We start from the raw sequence: 15745 nt of genomic DNA, 5'->3' as shown, positions 1-15745 counted from the left end.
CGGCCATGGGAAAAACATACGAACGTATCGACGGTCGGCTCAGGACCTTCATCGAGGAACAGCACCTCTTCTTCACCGCGACCGCGCCCCTGGACGGTGACGGCACGGTCAACCTCTCCCCCAAGGGGATGAGCGGTTCCTTCGCCGTCGTCGACGAACGGACCGTGGCCTACCTCGACTTCGCCGGCAGCACCGCCGAGACCATCGCGCATCTCCGGGAGAACGGGCGCATCACGCTGATGTGGTGCGCCTTCCAGGGGCCGCCCAACATCGTCCGTGTGCACGGCCGGGGCGAGCCGGTGTTCCGTGACGACCCCCGCTTCGCCGGGCTGCTCGGCCACTTCCCGGGCATCGACCCCACCGCGCACGGGCTGCGCGCGATCGTCGTGGTGACGGCCGAACTGATCCGGGACTCCTGCGGTTACGCGGTGCCGTTCATGTCGTACGAGGAGGACCGCACCCTGCACGCCGGCCGTTTCCGGCGCGAGGACGACGAAGGCCTGAGCAGGTACTTCGAGAAGAAGGACCACATCGCGACCAGCATCGACGGGCTGCCGGGGCTCCCCCTGCCGCTGCCCGCGATGCCCGCACCCGTCATGGAGTGAGCCACTGGGCCGTACGGAGCAGGCGCGGTGGGGGCGGGAGGCCACGCGCCGTACGGTCCGGAGCATGCGCAGATTCCTGGTGAGCGTGTCGGTCCTGCTGGCCCTGGCCGGTTCGCTCGCGGCGAGGCCCGCCGGTCCGCCGCCCCTTCCGGAGCGGCTGGCCGACACGGGCGGCGGTACGCAGCTGATCACCGCGGAGGCCCCCGGCACGGACTCCGTGACGGGCACGGTCACCTGGTGGGACCGGCGCGGGGGCGGCTGGGTGGCGGCGGGTTCCGCGCCCGCGCGCTTCGGGGCGAACGGACTGACTGAGGGCGCCACCCGCACCCAGGGCACGAACACCACGCCCACCGGGCTGTACGGCCTGCCGTACGCCTTCGGGATCGGGGCCGCCCCGCCCGGGACCCGCTACCCGTACCGCAAGGTCGGCGAGAACTCGTGGTGGTGCCAGGACAACGCGTCCCGGGCCTACAACCGCTGGGTGGAACCGCGGCCCGCCGACTGCCGCGCGGACGAGGCCGAACACCTCGTCACCTACACCGCCCAGTACGCCCGTGCGCTCGTCATCGGCTTCAACTACGACCGGCCGGTGCGCGGCAGGGGCGCCGGGATCTTCCTCCACGTGGACGGCAAGGGCGCGACCGCCGGCTGTGTGTCCGTGCCGGCGGCCGCCATGGACCGGATCCTGGCCTGGGCCGACCCCGCACGCCGGCCGCACATCGCGGTCGGGACGGAGTCCGGCCCGACCGCGATCACCCGCTACTGAGGACCTACTGGGGACCGCGGTCGTTCTGGGCCAGCCGCAGCAGATGGTCGGCCAGCGCCTGACCGCCGTTCGGGTCCCGGCTGATCAGCATCAGCGTGTCGTCCCCCGCGATCGTGCCGAGGATCGCCTGGAGTTCGGCCTGGTCGATGGCCGAGGCGAGGAACTGGGCGGCGCCCGGAGGCGTACGCAGCACCACGAGGTTGGCCGATGCCTCCGCGGAGATGAGCAGCTCGGCGGAGAGCCTGCGCATCCGCTCCTCCTTGGCGGACCCGCCCAGCGGCGCCTGCGGGGTGCGGAATCCGCCCTCGCTCGGCACCGCGTAGATCAGTTCGCCGCCGGTGTTGCGGATCTTCACCGCGCCGAGCTCGTCCAGGTCGCGGGAGAGCGTCGCCTGGGTGACGCTCAGCCCGTCGTCGGACAGCAGCCTGGCCAGCTGGCTCTGCGAGCGCACCGGCTGACGGTTCAGGATGTCCACGATCCTGCGGTGGCGAGCCGTGCGGGTCTGTGGCACCGACGGCCCTCCGTGGTCGGGTTCCTGCGCCTCGGTCATCGTCGTCGCCTCATTCTCCGGATGGTCACTCTCCGGATCGTCCGTCCCCGTAAGCCGCGTCGAGAGCTCCCGGCAGAATCCGCAGGAACGCGTCCACCTCGGCGTCACCGATGATCAGCGGCGGCATGAGCCGTACGACGTCGGGGGCGGGCGCGTTCACCAGGAGTCCGGCTCCCTGAGCCGCCTGCTGCACCTTCGGTGCGAGGGGCCCGGTGAGCACGATACCCAGCAGCAGTCCGGAGCCGCGGACGTGGGAGACCAACGGGTGCCCGAGGCCCTCGACTCCTTCCCTGATCTTCTCCCCGAGCCGTTTCACGGTGTCCAGTGCCCCGTCGGCCGCGAGCGTGTCCAGCACGGCGAGGCCGGCGGCACAGGCGACGGGGTTGCCGCCGAACGTCGTGCCGTGCTGACCGGGCTTCAGCAGGTCGGCGGCGGCGCCGAACGCGACGGTGGCGCCGATCGGCAGTCCGCCGCCGAGTCCCTTGGCGAGCGTGACCACGTCGGGCTCGACGCCCTGGTGGGCCTGGTGCTCGAACCACTGGCCGCAGCGGCCGATCCCGGTCTGCACCTCGTCCAGGACGAGCAGCGTGCCGGTGGCCCGCGTGATCTCCCTGGCCGCCTCCAGATAGCCCTTGGGCGGTACGACGACGCCGATCTCACCCTGCACGGGCTCGATGATCAGCAGCGCGGTGTCGGTCGTCACCGCGGCCCGGAGCGCCTCGACGTCGCCGTACGGCACGTGCGTGACATCGCCGGGCAGCGGCAGGAACGGGGTGCGCTTGGCGGGCTGGCCGGTCAGGGCGAGGCTGCCCATGGTCCGGCCGTGGAAGCCGCCGTCGGTGGCGACCATGTGCGTGCGCCCGGTCAGCCGGCCGATCTTGAAGGCCGCCTCGTTGGCCTCGGCCCCGGAGTTGCAGAAGAAGACCTTGCCCGTCCGCCCGAAGAGCGTCAGCAGCCGCTCGGCGAGCGCGATGGGGGGCTCGGCGGTGTAGAGGTTGGAGACATGGCCGAGGGAGGCGATCTGCGTCGAGACGGCCTCGACGACCGCGGGGTGGGCGTGGCCGAGCGCGTTGACCGCGATGCCGCCGACGAAGTCGAGGTACTCGGTGCCCTCGGCGTCCCAGACCCGGGCGCCCGCGCCGCGCACCAGCGGCAGCTGCGGAGTGCCGTAGTTGTCCATGAGCGCGTCCTGCCAGCGCTGTGCGAACTCCTCGTTGCCGGTCATGACTCCCCCTCTGCGTCGTGCTCCGTGGCGGGTGGTGCGTCGGGAACGACCATCGTGCCGATTCCCTCGTCGGTGAAGATCTCCAGCAGGATCGAGTGCTGGACCCGGCCGTCGATGACGCGGGCGGTCTCGACGCCGTTGCGTACGGCGTGGAGGCACCCCCGCATCTTCGGCACCATGCCGCTGGAGAGGTCGGGCAGCAGCTTCTCCAGCTCGGTGGCCGTGAGCCGGCTGATGACGTCGTCGCTGTTCGGCCAGTCCTCGTAGAGGCCCTCGACGTCGGTGAGGACCATCAGCGTCTCGGCGTTCAGCGCGGCCGCGAGTGCGGCGGCCGCGGTGTCGGCGTTGACGTTGTAGACGTGGTTGTCCTCGGCGGAGCGGGCGATGGAGGAGATGACCGGGATGCGGCCGTCGTCGAGCAGCGCCTGGATCGCTCCGGTGTCGATGGAGGTGATCTCACCGACCCGGCCGATGTCGACGGCCTCACCGTCGATCATCGGGCGGTGCTGGGTGGCGGTGATCGTGTGGGCGTCCTCGCCGGTCATGCCGACGGCCAGCGGGCCGTGCTGGTTGAGCAGCCCGACGAGCTCGCGCTGCACCTGTCCGGCCAGCACCATCCGTACGACGTCCATCGCCTCGGGCGTGGTGACACGGAGACCGGCCTTGAACTCGCTGACCAGGCCCTGTTTGTCGAGCTGGGCGCTGATCTGCGGACCGCCGCCGTGCACGACGACCGGCTTGAGGCCGGCGTGCCGCAGGAAGACGACGTCCTGGGCGAAGGCGGCCTTCAGCTCCTCGTCGATCATGGCGTTGCCGCCGAACTTGATGACGACGGTCCTGCCGTTGTGCCGGGTGAGCCAGGGCAGCGCCTCGATGAGGATCTGCGCCTTGGGCAGGGCGGTGTGCTTCCTCGCGGCACTCATGAGCTGTACGCGCTGTTCTCGTGGACGTACTCGGCGGTCAGGTCGTTGGCCCAGATGACGGCGGACTCGTCGCCTGCCGCGAGGTCCGCGGTGATCCTGACCTCCCGGTAGCGCATGTCGACCAGGTCGCGGTCCTCGCCGACGCCGCCGTTCTTGCAGACCCAGACGTCGTTGATGGCGACGTTCAGCCGGTCGGGCTCGAAGGCGGCCTTCGTGGTGCCGATCGCGGAGAGGACCCGGCCCCAGTTGGGGTCCTCGCCGTGGATGGCGCACTTGAGGAGGTTGTTACGGGCGATGGACCGGCCGACCTCGACGGCGTCGTCCTCGGTGGCCGCGTTGATCACCTCGATCCGGATGTCCTTGGAGGCGCCCTCGGCGTCACCGATCAGCTGCCGGGCGAGGTCGGCGCAGACGCTCTGCACGGCCTGGTCGAACTCGGCCCGCGCGGGGGTGATTCCGCTCGCGCCGGAGGCGAGCAGCAGCACGGTGTCGTTGGTCGACATGCAGCCGTCGGAGTCGACCCGGTCGAAGGTGGTGCGGGTGGCGGCGCGCAGCGCTGAGTCGAGCGCGGGCGCTTCGACGTCGGCGTCGGTGGTGAGGACGACCAGCATGGTGGCGAGGCCGGGGGCGAGCATGCCCGCGCCCTTGGCCATGCCGCCGACGGTCCAGCCCTCGCCGCCCGCGACGGCGGTCTTGTGGACCGTGTCCGTGGTCTTGATGGCGATGGCGGCCTTCTCGCCGCCGTGCTCGCTCAGGGCGGCGGCGGCGGTCTCGATGCCGGGCAGGAGCTTGTCCATGGGCAGGAGCAGGCCGATCAGCCCGGTCGAGGCGACCGCGATCTCCCCGGCGCTGTGGCCGCCGAGGACCTCGGCGGCCTTCTCCGCGGTGGCGTGGGTGTCCTGGAACCCCTGAGGGCCCGTACAGGCGTTGGCGCCACCGGAGTTGAGGACGACGGCGGTCACCTCGCCGCCCTTGAGCACCTGTTCCGACCAGAGGACGGGCGCGGCCTTGACGCGGTTGGAGGTGAAGACGCCCGCGGCGGCGCGGCGGGGCCCGTTGTTGACCACCAGGGCCAGGTCGGGACTACCGCTGTCCTTGATCCCGGCGGCGATGCCCGCCGCCGTGAATCCCTTGGCTGCCGTGACGCTCACGGTGCGACTCCGATCGTGGAAAGACCTGTGTCCTCGGGAAGTCCGAGGGCGATGTTCATGCTCTGCAGGGCGCCTCCGGCGGTGCCCTTGGCGAGGTTGTCGATGGCGCTGATCACGATGATCCGGCCGGCCGCCTCGTCGTGGGCGACCTGGATCTGCACGGCGTTGGATCCGTACACGGCGGCGGTGGCGGGCCACTGCCCTTCGGGAAGCAGGTCGACGAAGGGCTCGTCGGCGAAGGCCTTCTCGTACGCCGTACGGAGCGACTCGGCACTGACCCCGGGCTTCGCCTTGGCGCTGCACGTGGCGAGGATGCCTCGGGGCATGGGCGCGAGGGTCGGCGTGAAGGACACGGAGACGGGCTCACCGGCGGCGGCACCGAGGTTCTGGATCATCTCGGGGGTGTGCCGGTGGACCCCGCCGACGCCGTACGGGGACATGTTGCCCATGACCTCGGAGCCGAGCAGGTGCGGCTTGGCCGCCTTGCCCGCGCCGGAGGTGCCGGACGCGGCGACGACGACGGCCTCGGGTTCGGCGAGGCCGGCCGCGTACGCCGGGAAGAGTGCGAGGGAGACGGCGGTCGGGTAGCAGCCGGGCACGGCGATACGCTTGGTGCCTTCCAGCGCCGCCCGGGCCCCGGGCAGCTCGGGCAGGCCGTAGGGCCAGGTGCCGGCGTGCGGCGATCCGTAGAACTTCTCCCAGTCGGCGGCGTTCTCGAGCCGGAAGTCGGCGCCCATGTCCACCACGAGCACCTCGTCACCGAGCTGTTCTGCCACGGCGGCGGACTGCCCGTGCGGCAGGGCCAGGAAGACGACGTCGTGCCCGCCGAGGACCTCCGCGGTGGTCGGCTGGAGCACACGGTCCGCGAGTGGCCTCAGGTGCGGCTGGAGCGCGCCGAGCCGCTCGCCGGCGTTGGAGTGGCCGGTGAGGGCCCCGATCTCGACCTGTGGGTGGGTGAGGAGCAGACGGAGCAGTTCCCCGCCGGCGTATCCGCTCGCCCCTGCCACTGCCGCACGTACCACCATCGGAAATTCCTCCTCATCGATGGCATGACTATACGCAGCTATGCACTTTTATGCAAAGACCGTGGCGGCTCACGAGCCGTAGTCCTGTACTCCACAGCGTGGCCGATGAGTTTGTGGCTCCCGGCCGGTCCACACTCGTGAGACCTCAGGAAAGGACACCGCCATGTCGGAGCTTCTCGTCGACTTCATCACCTCCCTCGACGGCCATGCGTCGGGCGAGGGGTGGCCCGGGTTCTGGGGCCTCGAGGGCCCGGAGTACCTCGCATGGCTCGGCGAGCAGCCCGAGGCCACCCATCTGATGGGAGCGAACACCTATCGCCAGATGTCGGGCTTCGCCGCAGGCAAGGTCCCGAACGGCCAGGACGAGTTCAGGCCCGAGGAAGAGGCGTCCGTCGACGGGCTCACGCAAGCGGCCAAGGTGGTGTTCTCCTCCTCGCTCGAGGAGCCACTGACGTGGGCCAACTCCACGCTCGTCCGCGACGACGCCGTCGAGGCGGTCCGCGCCATGAAGTCGAGTGGCTCGGGGCTCCTCAGCACGATCGGGAGCCTCAGCCTGTGCCGGTCCCTGCTACGAGCCGGGCTCGTCGACCGCTTCCGGGTCGTGATGTTCCCGGTGATCACCGGGGCCACGGGCGAAGAACGCATCTACGACGGCTATCCGGACGTTGCCCTCGAGATGATCGAGCACCGCACCTTCGACGGCCGCATCCAGCTGGTCGAGTACAAGCCCCGCGTGCTCGATCACCCGCCGCTCGGCGTCCCCGCGTGACTACGTGCTGCGGCGGCGCAAGGGGGAAGCCGGTGCGGGCGGCTGAGTCCGCCCGGGGATCCACGCCCGGAGGCCGGCCGACGTGCTCGGTCGCGGTGAGCGGGTGCGGCGGAACACCGGTTACATGGTCCACGGGGCCGACGGAGCGCGGCGCGAGCGCGGATACAGGGAAGGACGTGAGCGGCCATGGGCGAGATCGTCGACGAGATCAGCCGTGTGCACCGGGAGGTCGGCACACGCCGTGTGGCCTCGGAGGAGGCGGGCACCGTGCTGTTGCGGCGCACCTTCGACGCCGGTGCCGCCGATGTGTGGGACGCGGTGACCTCGCCGGAGCGGATCGCCCGGTGGTTCCTGCCGGTGACCGGTGACTTCCGCGTCGGCGGCGGTTACCAGCTGGAGGGGAACGCGGGCGGCGAGATCCTGGAGTGCGTACGCCCGGAGCGGCTGCGTGTGTCCTGGCGGTTCGGGCCCGACCCCGCCTTCAGCGAGGTCGAGGTGCGCCTCACACCGGAGGGCTCCGGCCGGACCGTGTTCGAGCTGGAGCACGTGTCCGTGGTGCCCGAGGAGTTCCGGAGCCAGTACGGACCGGGCGCGGTCGGGATCGGCTGGGACCTGGCTCTGCTGGGGCTCGGGTGGCACCTCGCGGGTGAGGGGATCAGCCCGGAGGACGCCGTGGAGTGGCAGACGTCTCCCGAGGCGAAGGCCTTCGTGGCCCGCTCCGGCGAGGAATGGGGACGCGCGTTCGCCGCTTCGGGCGCGGACCCGGAGACCGTGACCGCGACGACGGTGGCGACGATCGCGTTCTACACAGGGGAATAGGCCGCCGTCACAGTGCCCGTGCGGTCCCGTCCCGTAGGCGCTCCTCGTACCGCCGGACGCCGTCCAGCATCCAGGTGTCGGGCCCTTCCTCCGGGTCCACGGGCCCTATCAGGCGCTCCCCCGCCACACAGCGAGGGTCGTCGAGCCGGGCCAGCCCGTACACGGCCCAGATGCGCGCCATCTGGTCCTCGTGCTCCAGCAGGCTCGCCAGGGCGTCCGCGATCTCCGGGGTGTTGTCCGGATACTCGGCCAGCCAGGCGCCGGCCACCTTGCGCACGTCGGCGTCCTCGTCCCGTGCCAGCGTGAGCACCGCGTCCAGCGCCACGGGCGTGACGAGAAGCCTGTCCGACAGCATGAGGGTGCGGGGCACCATGCAGCGCACATCCGGGTCCGGGTGTGCGAGGAAGGAGAGGCCGACCGCTTCGGCCTCCGGGGTGTCGTGGTCGGCCAGGCCGTTCAGCACGGCGCAGAGGACCGAGGTGTCCTCCTCCTCGACCGCCCAGGAGCGGAAGATCTCCAACGCCCGCTGCTCGTAGGGCCAGGTCTCGGCCATGAAGCCCCCGTCCGCGACGGCCTTGAGGACTTCGGCGGCGAGGAGCCGGGGCAGGGGGTCGGCGTGGGCCCGCAGCGCCGCCGCGGACTCCCAGGTCTCGTCGTCCTCCCTCCGGCTCAGGACGTACATCGGCCCCCACCAGTCGGCGTGCCCGGGTCCCGGGGAGGCGAGGGCACGCCCCACCAGCTCGTCGAAGGGTGTACGCAGGCCGAAACGGGCTTCCAGGTCGGTGAGGATCTCCCCGTGCCCTTCGCGCACCGTGACACCGCCGAGGGTGAACTGCTCGTAGTCCTGGAAGTAGTTCTCGTCCCGGACCTGGATCCTCACAACGGGTTCCGAGGCCCCCGTCCGGCGCCGGAGTTCGGCCTCGGTGCCCGTCTCGTGCCACCGGCGCGCACGGTCCAGGAGCTCCGTGCGTGCGGCGGCGTCCACGGCGGGACCCGTTCCGTCGAGCAGCGCGGCGACCCCGGCGACGCAGCCGCCGTCGACGGCCCGCAGCAGTGGGGTGGTGCCGTCCGGCAGCCGGCGGAACGGGTCGACGCCCCCTGCCACGAGGGCTTCGGCCACGGGTACGTCGTACGAGGCGACGGCCGCGCAGAGCAGCGGCAGGCCGTCCTCGCCGAGGGCGTCCGGGTCGGCGCCGGCGGCCAGGAGCTCCCCCACCGCTGCGGCGTCCCGCTGCCGCACCGCGGCGACGAGCCGGGAGTCCGCGGCGGGCACGTCAGTCGCGGTCGGCCTGCTCGGCCCGGGCCGCGTCGCGCTCCTTGATGCGGGCCGCTTCCTTGCGGACGTCGGCCTGGGTGGCGCGCTCCTTCTGCAGCCACTCCGGGCTTTCCTGCTTCAGGGCGTCGATCTGCTCGGTGGTGAGGGGCTCGGTGACACCGCCGCGCGCGAGGCCGGCGATGGAGACGCCCAGCTTCGAGGCGACCACCGGCCGGGGGTGCGGGCCGGTGCGGCGCAGCTCCTGCAGCCACTGGGGCGGGTCGGCCTGCAGCGCGTTCAGCTCGGCGCGCGAGACGACGCCCTCCTGGAACTCGGCGGGGGTGGCTTCGAGGTACACACCCAGCTTCTTCGCCGCGGTGGCGGGCTTCATTGTCTGGGTGGTCTGGTGCGACGTCATGGTGTCCAGGGTATCGAGCATGTGCGCCGCCTCCGACCACGGCCGGTAACCTGGCGGGGTGACAGGCTCGGAAGTACCCCCTGCGTTCCGGCTCGCCTACGTCCCGGGCGTGACCCCGACCAAGTGGGTGCGGATCTGGAACGAGCGGCTGCCCGACACCCCGCTGACCCTTGTCGGCGTGCCCGCGGCCGAGGCCGCCGCTCTGCTGCGCGACGGCGGCGCGGACGCCGGTTTCGTGCGGCTGCCCGTCGACCGTACGGACCTCAGCGCGATCCCCCTCTACACCGAGACGACCGTGGTCGTGATCCCCAAGGACCACGCCGCGACGGCAGTCGAGGAGATGTCGGCCGAGGATCTCGCCGAGGAGATCGTGCTGCACCCCCTCGACGACCCGCTCGACTGGGAGCGTCCGCCCGGCAGGCCCGCGTTCGAGCGGCCGCCCACGACCGCGGACGCCGTGGAGCTGGTGGCGGCGGGGGTGGGGCTGCTGGTCGTCCCGCAGTCCCTGGCCCGGCTGCACCACCGCAAGGACCTCACCTACCGGCCGCTGACGGGCGTCCCCGAGTCACGGATCGCCCTGTCGTGGCCGGAGGAGAAGACGACCGACCTGGTGGAGGAGTTCATCGGGATCGTCCGGGGCCGGACCGTCAACAGCACCCGGGGCCGGGCCCCGACGCCGCCGCAGCCCAAGGCCGGGCGCGCCGAGAAGAAGACCGGCAGGAAGGGCGGCGGCGCCCCGCGCAAACCGGCGGCGGGCAAGACCTCCCGGGGCGGCTCCGGCGGCGCGAAGAACCCCAAGGGCGGCGCCAAGCGCGGGAAGCCCCGCCGCCGGCCGTAGGCGGCACCCCCTACCCGTAGTACTTCGGAGCTACGCGCCAGGTGCGCTCCCGAGCGGGACGCCGACCACACGGGTCGGTCCATAACTTCGGTACCGGATTCAACGAGACCCGGTACGGAAGGACTCCCCATGGCGCCCCGCCCACGGAACAGTCGCGCTCGGCGCGCCCTGCTCACCGCACTCGTCACCGCGTCCGTGGCGCTGCCGGTGTCGGGCGCGGCCCGCCCCGCCGCCGTTCCGGCGCCCGCCCCGGCCGCCCTCGCCCCGCTGAGCACGACGCGGCCGTCCGCGCTGGAGGCCAGGTACGCGGCGGGCCGGGAGGAGATCCGGGCGGCACGGGACATGGCGGCGCGCCACGGCGACCGGCGACGGGCCGCCACGCTCACCGCGATGGCGGGCCCGGGGCGCACCTTCCTGATGTTCGACGGGCGTGACGGCGGCCGCGGCGCGGAGGTACTCGGGGATCTGTCCCGGGCCCGGCGTATCGCCGTACTCGTGCCGGGTGCGGGCGTCGACCTCGATCACTACGCGCGTTTCCGGCGTGGCGCCGGGGCGCTCCTGGACGAGGTGGGCAGCGGGTCCGCCGTCGTCGCCTGGCTCGGCTACCGGACGCCCACCACGCTGGGCCCGTCCTCCCTGACATCGGCCCTGGCCGACGAGGCGGCTCCCGGACTGCGTTCCTTCGTACGGGAGTTGGGCGCGGCCAGGCCCGCCGCCCGGGTCTCCGTCCTCTGCCACTCCTACGGTTCGGTGGTCTGCGCCCGGGCCGCGTCCGGACTCGATGTCGCGGACATCGTGCTGTACGGAAGTCCCGGCACCGGTGCCGGGAGCGCCGCCGCCCTGCACACCCGGGCGACGGTGCGGGCGGGCATCGGCGGGGACGACTGGATCGCCGGGGTCCCCCACGTCGAGCTCCCGCTGCCGTTCGCCACCGTCGGGTTCGGGACGGACCCGGTGTCACCGGAGTTCGGCGCCGAGCTCTTCGACGCCGGCGACGCCGGCCACAGCGACTACCTGGCACGCGGGTCCGTATCGCTGCGCAGCATCGCCGGGATCGTCGCGGGCACGGCCGGGGGCCGCCATGCGTGACCTCGTGCGGCGGGCGGACGTACGAGGCCTCGTACGGCGGATCGACGCGGCGACGCCCCGGGACCGCGACCGGGCGGTCGACGCGCTGCGCGCCTTCGCCATCCTGGGTGTGGTGTGCGGCCACTGGCTGGTGACCGCGCTGGTCGCCGACAGCGGCACGGTGCGGGGCGCGAGTCCGCTCCAGCACATGCCGGGGCTCGTCCCCGTCTCCTGGGTGTTCCAGACGCTCGCCGTCTTCTTCCTGGTGGGCGGCCGGGTGGGCACGCAGGGGTACGCCTCCGCCCGGGCCCGGGGCGAGTCCTACGGGCACTGGCTGGGGACCCGGATGGGCCGCCTGTTCCGGCCGGTCGCCGTCCTGACCGGCGTATGGGCGGTGGCGGCCGGCGTGATGCTGGCCTCGGGGGTGGACGAGAGCACGGTACGGGCGCTCGGCAAGCTGGTCTGGTCGCCCCTGTGGTTCCTGCTGGTGTTCGCGGCCCTGACCGCGGCGACCCCCCTGGTGGCGCGGCTGCACCCGCTGTGGCCGCTCACCGTCGTCCTGTGCGTCGACCTGGTCCGGCTCGGCTTCGACGGCCCCGCCGCTCTGGGCGGGCTCAACGTCGTCGCGGGCTGGCTGGTCCCCTACTGCCTGGGAGCGGCCTGGGCACGGGGCGGGCTCCGCGACCGGCGCACCGGATGGGTGCTGCTGGTGGGCGGCGCGGCGGCCGCGGCGGGGCTGGTGCTCTTCGCCGGGTACCCCGCGTCCATGGTCGGGGTGCCGGGCGGCGCGCTCTCCAACCTCGACCCGCCGACGCTCGCCGCCGTCACCTTCGGCCTCGCGCAGTGCGGTGCGGCGCTGCTGCTGCTCGGGCGCCTGCGGCGGGCTCTCGCGCGGCCCGCCCTGTGGGCGGTGGTGGCTCTGCTGAACCTGTCCGCGATGACCGTGTTCCTGTGGCACCAGACCGCGATGATCGTGGTCACGGCAACGGCCCTGTTCCTGGGCGGCCCGCTGCCCGGGCTCCACACGGTCCCCGACGGACCCGGCTGGGTGTTCGCCAGGCTCGGCTGGCTGCCGGTCTTCGCCTCTGTGCTGCTGGTGTGCCGGTCCGCGTTCGGGGCGTACGAGCAGCGGGGCGGCGGCCGTTCGACGGTCGTACGGTCCGGTTCCCCTGCCCGGACCCCGGAGTCGCGCCATGTCTAAGCTGAGCGGCATGACGGGGGTCGGGGGACGGGTCGAGGCGACGCTGCGCGGGCTGCCGCGCATGCTGCGCGAGGATCTGTGGACCGCCCCCGTCGATCCCGTACCACCCATGGGCGCACCCGGATCACCGGTCTGGCGGCCCGCTTTCGGAGTGCTGCTGACGCTCGCGGCGACGACCGTCGCCGTGTGGCACGTTCCTGACCTGGTCCCGAACGGTGCCGCCGTGCCCGAATACGCGGTGCTCCTCGTCGTGCTTCAGGCGCTGGCGCTCCTCGCCGGTATGTCACAGCCCCTGTACGCCTGGTGGGCGTCCCTGGTGCTGATGGTCGTCAGCGTGCGGATCGCGGCGTCCGTGACGTCGCCCGGCGAACTGTTTCCGTGGACCGGGCCCGAGATGGCCCTGCAGAGCGGGGCGTTGTTCCTGCTGGCGCTCCGGGTACGTCCCCGGCGGGCGGGTCTGGCGCTCGCGCTGAGTCTGCTGGCGGGGCCGGCGGCCGGCTTCACCGTCAGGCCGCACCACTACTCCCTGGGCGTGGGCGCACTGGCCCTCCTCACAGCCGTGGTGACCGGTGCCGCGCTGCGCGCCCTGCGGGTGGCCCGCACGGAGCTGGTCGAGCAGTCCGAACTCACGGAGGAGGAGCGGTCCCGGCGCACCCTCCTGGAGGAACGCAACCGGATCGCACGCGAACTGCACGACGTGGTCGCCCACCACATGTCCGTGATCTCCATCCAGGCACAGGTCGCCCCGCACCTGGTCGAGAATCCGTCCCAGGAGCTCCGGGAGAACCTCGCCGGCATACGGGAGAACGCCGTCGAGGCGCTGGCGGAGCTGCGCCGGGTGCTGGGTGTGCTGCGCTCGGAGGACGCCGTGGCGGACGGGCTGCGGCACGCCCCGCAGCCCTCCCTGGAGAGCCTCGGCGAGCTGGTCGGCACGGTGCGGAGCACGGGTACCGGGGTGGCGGTGGAGACGACGGGTGCGCCCAGGCCGCTGCCGCCGGGGGTGGAGCTGTCGGCGTTCCGCATCGTGCAGGAGGCGCTCAGCAACGTGATGCGGCACGCGCCCGGCGCGAGCGCCCGGGTCGAGGTGGGCTACCACTCAGCCGCCGTCACCGTCCGGGTCACCAACACCGCCCCGGTCACGCCCGCCGCACGGCCGGGCGGAGTGGGGCACGGGTTGCTCGGCATGCGCGAACGCGCCGCGATGCTGGGCGGCGAACTCGCCCACGGCCGCACCCCCGGTGGGGGTTACGAGGTACTTGCGACGCTCCCCCTGGAGGACCCCGCATGACCATCCGCGTACTGATCGCCGACGACCAGATGATGGTCCGGCAGGGCTTCACGGTGCTGCTGAACGCCGAGCCCGGCATCGAGGTCGTCGGGCAGGCGGTGGACGGTCTGGACGCGCTGGAGAAGACGGCCGAACTCGCCCCCGACGTCGTCCTGATGGACATACGCATGCCCCGCCTCGGCGGCATCGACGCGACCCGCCGCATCACCGAGGCGCCCGGCGGAGCCCCCAGGGTCCTCGTCCTGACCACCTTCGATCTCGACGAGTACGTGTACGAGGCGCTGCGCTCGGGGGCCTCCGGATTCCTGCTGAAGGACGCCTCGGCCGCCGAACTCGCCCAGGCCGTACGGGTGGTGGCGGCGGGTGACGCCCTGCTCGCCCCGAACATCACCAAGCGTCTGATCGCCGAGTTCTCCAGGGTGAGCGCCGGACCGCGCGCTCCCGGCAGGGAGCGCGTCGGCGATCTCACGGAACGCGAGACCGAGGTGCTGTCCCTCATCGCGCAGGGCCTGTCGAACGCCGAGATCGCGGTGCGCCTGGTGGTGGCGGAGCAGACCGTGAAGACCCATGTGAGCCGGATCCTGGTGAAGCTGGGCCTGCGCGACCGGACCCAGGCCGCGGTGTTCGCGTACGAGTCGGGGCTGGTGCGCCCGGCAGGTTACTGACCGCGGCTCACAGGGCTCCGTACACCGCGTCGACCAGCGCCATCTTGCGCGGGTCGTCGGCGATGTGGGGGCCCATGCGGTTCATGACGTAACCGAGCGCGATCCCGGCCTCCGGGTCGGCGAGACCGCTGGAGCCGCCCGCCCCGTCGTGGCCGACGGCGCGTGGGTTGGGGCCGTACGACGCGTTCGGGCCGCTCAGCCAGAGGCCGAGGCCGAGCTCCGTCTCGTGGGCGAAGCCCGCTCCCAGCACCAGGTCCCGGCAGGCGCCCTGGCCCTCGCGGACCCGCTCGGCCGCCTCCTGGGACAGGATCCTCCGGCCGCCGAGGCTGCCCCGCCCTGCGAGGATGCCGTAGAGGGAGGCGACGGCGCGGGCGGTGCCGTGGCCGTTGGCGGCGGGGATCTCGGCGGCCCGCCACTCGGGGGTGTTGGCGGCGGCGATGCCCGTGCCGGGGTTGAGGAGGGAGGCGATGGCGAGCGGCTCCATCGTGGCGAACAGGGCGGCCTGTTCGCGGGAGACGGCCTTCGGCTGGACGAGTTCGGCGACCCGGCCGGCGTCCTTCTCGGGGAGGCCGACGGCGAAGTCGATGGAGAGCGGGCCCGTGATCTCCTTCCGCAGGAACTCCCCGGGCAGGAGTCCGGTGATCCGGCGGACGACCTCGCCGACGAGGAAGCCGTACGAGATCGCGTGGTAGCCGGAGCGGGTGCCCGGTTCCCACCAGGGCTCGGTGGCCGCGAGGCGGGCGGTGGTGAGCTCCCAGTCGTAGAGCTCGGCCAGGGTGTGCGGGTCGCGCAGTCCGGCGACCCCGGAGCGGTGCGAGAGGAGGTGGCGCACGCGTACGGACTCCTTGCCCGCGGCGGCGAATTCGGGCCAGTACGCAGCCACCGGAGCGTCCAGGTCCAGGAGACCGCGGTCGGCGAGGACGTGGGCGCAGAGCGCGGTCGGGCCCTTCGTCGTGGACCAGACGTTGACCAGGGTGTCCCGCTCCCACGGGCGGGTCCGTGCCCCGTCGGCCCAGCCGCCCCAGAGGTCCACCACGGGCTGTCCGTCGAGCAGGACGGTGACCGCCGCGCCCAGCTCGTCGCGTTCGGCGAAGTTCGCCGCGAACGCGTCGCGCACCGCGGCGAACCGCTCGTCACAGTGGCCTTGGATCTGCGTCACGGTTCTCTCCTCGTCTCGGT

The 15745-nt window shown here is 72.6% G+C and carries 17 protein-coding genes; 9 read left to right on the top strand and 8 right to left on the bottom strand.

Going from position 1 to position 15745, the window contains the following annotated elements; translation table 11 throughout:
• Positions 1-5 precede the first annotated feature (5 nt).
• Together ACIP63_RS31865 and ACIP63_RS31860 are read left to right on the top strand one after the other, a co-directional pair.
• Positions 6-605, top strand: coding sequence for a pyridoxamine 5'-phosphate oxidase family protein (locus ACIP63_RS31865; RefSeq protein ID WP_401522690.1), 600 nt, complete (start codon positions 6-8; stop codon positions 603-605).
• A gap of 64 nt (positions 606-669) precedes the next feature.
• Positions 670-1371, top strand: coding sequence for a L,D-transpeptidase (locus ACIP63_RS31860; protein ID WP_401522687.1), 702 nt, complete (start codon positions 670-672; stop codon positions 1369-1371).
• Between the two features lie 4 nt (positions 1372-1375).
• Here the strand turns inward: ACIP63_RS31860 and ACIP63_RS31855 are convergent, their stop codons facing one another.
• Genes ACIP63_RS31855 through argC form a run of 5 tightly spaced genes read right to left on the bottom strand, consistent with a single transcriptional unit; the run spans position 1376 to position 6245 of the window.
• Positions 1376-1921 carry an arginine repressor gene (locus ACIP63_RS31855; protein WP_393758266.1) on the bottom strand — a complete coding sequence of 182 codons (546 nt, stop codon included), beginning with the start codon at positions 1919-1921 and terminating at the stop codon, positions 1376-1378.
• A 25-nt stretch (positions 1922-1946) separates the two neighbouring features.
• Positions 1947-3146: an acetylornithine transaminase gene (locus ACIP63_RS31850; RefSeq protein ID WP_401522684.1), complete on the bottom strand. Its 1200-nt coding sequence runs from the start codon at positions 3144-3146 to the stop codon at positions 1947-1949.
• Positions 3143-4069: an acetylglutamate kinase gene (argB, locus tag ACIP63_RS31845; protein WP_401522681.1), complete on the bottom strand. Its 927-nt coding sequence runs from the start codon at positions 4067-4069 to the stop codon at positions 3143-3145. The genes ACIP63_RS31850 and argB overlap by 4 nt, the downstream gene beginning before the upstream one ends.
• Complete coding sequence (gene argJ / locus ACIP63_RS31840) at positions 4066-5220, bottom strand: bifunctional glutamate N-acetyltransferase/amino-acid acetyltransferase ArgJ (protein ID WP_401522678.1); 1155 nt, start codon at positions 5218-5220, stop codon at positions 4066-4068. The genes argB and argJ overlap by 4 nt, the downstream gene beginning before the upstream one ends.
• Positions 5217-6245: an N-acetyl-gamma-glutamyl-phosphate reductase gene (gene argC / locus ACIP63_RS31835; RefSeq protein ID WP_401522674.1), complete on the bottom strand. Its 1029-nt coding sequence runs from the start codon at positions 6243-6245 to the stop codon at positions 5217-5219. The genes argJ and argC overlap by 4 nt, the downstream gene beginning before the upstream one ends.
• A 163-nt stretch (positions 6246-6408) precedes the next feature.
• Here argC and ACIP63_RS31830 point away from each other — a divergent pair, with 163 nt between their 5' ends.
• Positions 6409-7014, top strand: a complete 606-nt coding sequence (locus ACIP63_RS31830; RefSeq protein WP_401522672.1) for a dihydrofolate reductase family protein — start codon at positions 6409-6411, stop codon at positions 7012-7014.
• A gap of 186 nt (positions 7015-7200) precedes the next feature.
• Entirely contained in the window at positions 7201-7833 is a 633-nt protein-coding gene (locus ACIP63_RS31825) for an SRPBCC family protein (protein WP_401522670.1), read from the top strand.
• Between the two features lie 7 nt (positions 7834-7840).
• Here ACIP63_RS31825 and ACIP63_RS31820 read toward each other — a convergent pair whose 3' ends face one another.
• The gene (locus tag ACIP63_RS31820) at positions 7841-9106 is read right to left on the bottom strand and encodes a HEAT repeat domain-containing protein (RefSeq protein WP_401522668.1); all 1266 of its coding nucleotides are present in this window, start codon (positions 9104-9106) and stop codon (positions 7841-7843) included.
• 1 nt (position 9107) lies between these two features.
• The gene (locus ACIP63_RS31815; RefSeq protein ID WP_401522666.1) at positions 9108-9506 is read right to left on the bottom strand and encodes a DUF5997 family protein; all 399 of its coding nucleotides are present in this window, start codon (positions 9504-9506) and stop codon (positions 9108-9110) included.
• Between the two features lie 58 nt (positions 9507-9564).
• Between ACIP63_RS31815 and ACIP63_RS31810 the strand changes: the two genes are divergently transcribed.
• The 5 genes from ACIP63_RS31810 (at position 9565) to ACIP63_RS31790 (ending at position 14566) form a co-directional block, all read left to right on the top strand.
• Positions 9565-10344: a LysR family substrate-binding domain-containing protein gene (locus ACIP63_RS31810; RefSeq protein WP_401522663.1), complete on the top strand. Its 780-nt coding sequence runs from the start codon at positions 9565-9567 to the stop codon at positions 10342-10344.
• A 129-nt stretch (positions 10345-10473) separates the two neighbouring features.
• On the top strand, positions 10474-11433 hold the full coding sequence (locus tag ACIP63_RS31805) for an alpha/beta hydrolase (protein ID WP_401522661.1): 960 nt from the start codon (positions 10474-10476) through the stop codon (positions 11431-11433).
• Positions 11426-12613 carry an acyltransferase gene (locus tag ACIP63_RS31800; RefSeq protein ID WP_401522659.1) on the top strand — a complete coding sequence of 396 codons (1188 nt, stop codon included), beginning with the start codon at positions 11426-11428 and terminating at the stop codon, positions 12611-12613. The genes ACIP63_RS31805 and ACIP63_RS31800 overlap by 8 nt, the downstream gene beginning before the upstream one ends.
• Positions 12606-13901: a sensor histidine kinase gene (locus tag ACIP63_RS31795; protein ID WP_401522656.1), complete on the top strand. Its 1296-nt coding sequence runs from the start codon at positions 12606-12608 to the stop codon at positions 13899-13901. The genes ACIP63_RS31800 and ACIP63_RS31795 overlap by 8 nt, the downstream gene beginning before the upstream one ends.
• The gene (locus tag ACIP63_RS31790; RefSeq protein ID WP_401522654.1) at positions 13898-14566 is read left to right on the top strand and encodes a response regulator; all 669 of its coding nucleotides are present in this window, start codon (positions 13898-13900) and stop codon (positions 14564-14566) included. Before ACIP63_RS31795 ends, ACIP63_RS31790 begins: the two co-directional genes overlap by 4 nt.
• A gap of 7 nt (positions 14567-14573) precedes the next feature.
• Here ACIP63_RS31790 and ACIP63_RS31785 read toward each other — a convergent pair whose 3' ends face one another.
• Complete coding sequence (locus ACIP63_RS31785) at positions 14574-15725, bottom strand: serine hydrolase domain-containing protein (protein ID WP_401522651.1); 1152 nt, start codon at positions 15723-15725, stop codon at positions 14574-14576.
• Between the last annotated feature and the right edge of the window lie 20 nt (positions 15726-15745).

This window comes from Streptomyces sp. NPDC088746 (assembly GCF_044751065.1).
Classification (GTDB): Bacteria; Actinomycetota; Actinomycetes; order Streptomycetales; family Streptomycetaceae; genus Streptomyces.
The sequence above is the reverse complement of the archived record's forward strand: the minus strand, read 5'-3'. Positions and strand labels throughout refer to the sequence as shown.

What these genes read in the sequence shown, in the direction of transcription:
- ACIP63_RS31855 (WP_393758266.1), bottom strand. Translation starts at nt 1,921, where the DNA reads ATGACCGAGGCGCAGGAACCCGACCACGGAGGGCCGTCGGTGCCACAG.
- ACIP63_RS31830 (WP_401522672.1), top strand. Translation starts at nt 6,409, where the DNA reads ATGTCGGAGCTTCTCGTCGACTTCATCACCTCCCTCGACGGCCATGCG.
- argC (WP_401522674.1), bottom strand. Translation starts at nt 6,245, where the DNA reads ATGGTGGTACGTGCGGCAGTGGCAGGGGCGAGCGGATACGCCGGCGGG.
- ACIP63_RS31800 (WP_401522659.1), top strand. Translation starts at nt 11,426, where the DNA reads ATGCGTGACCTCGTGCGGCGGGCGGACGTACGAGGCCTCGTACGGCGG.
- ACIP63_RS31865 (WP_401522690.1), top strand. Translation starts at nt 6, where the DNA reads ATGGGAAAAACATACGAACGTATCGACGGTCGGCTCAGGACCTTCATC.
- ACIP63_RS31850 (WP_401522684.1), bottom strand. Translation starts at nt 3,146, where the DNA reads ATGACCGGCAACGAGGAGTTCGCACAGCGCTGGCAGGACGCGCTCATG.
- ACIP63_RS31825 (WP_401522670.1), top strand. Translation starts at nt 7,201, where the DNA reads ATGGGCGAGATCGTCGACGAGATCAGCCGTGTGCACCGGGAGGTCGGC.
- ACIP63_RS31805 (WP_401522661.1), top strand. Translation starts at nt 10,474, where the DNA reads ATGGCGCCCCGCCCACGGAACAGTCGCGCTCGGCGCGCCCTGCTCACC.
- ACIP63_RS31815 (WP_401522666.1), bottom strand. Translation starts at nt 9,506, where the DNA reads ATGACGTCGCACCAGACCACCCAGACAATGAAGCCCGCCACCGCGGCG.
- ACIP63_RS31795 (WP_401522656.1), top strand. Translation starts at nt 12,606, where the DNA reads ATGTCTAAGCTGAGCGGCATGACGGGGGTCGGGGGACGGGTCGAGGCG.
- ACIP63_RS31790 (WP_401522654.1), top strand. Translation starts at nt 13,898, where the DNA reads ATGACCATCCGCGTACTGATCGCCGACGACCAGATGATGGTCCGGCAG.
- argB (WP_401522681.1), bottom strand. Translation starts at nt 4,069, where the DNA reads ATGAGTGCCGCGAGGAAGCACACCGCCCTGCCCAAGGCGCAGATCCTC.
- ACIP63_RS31860 (WP_401522687.1), top strand. Translation starts at nt 670, where the DNA reads ATGCGCAGATTCCTGGTGAGCGTGTCGGTCCTGCTGGCCCTGGCCGGT.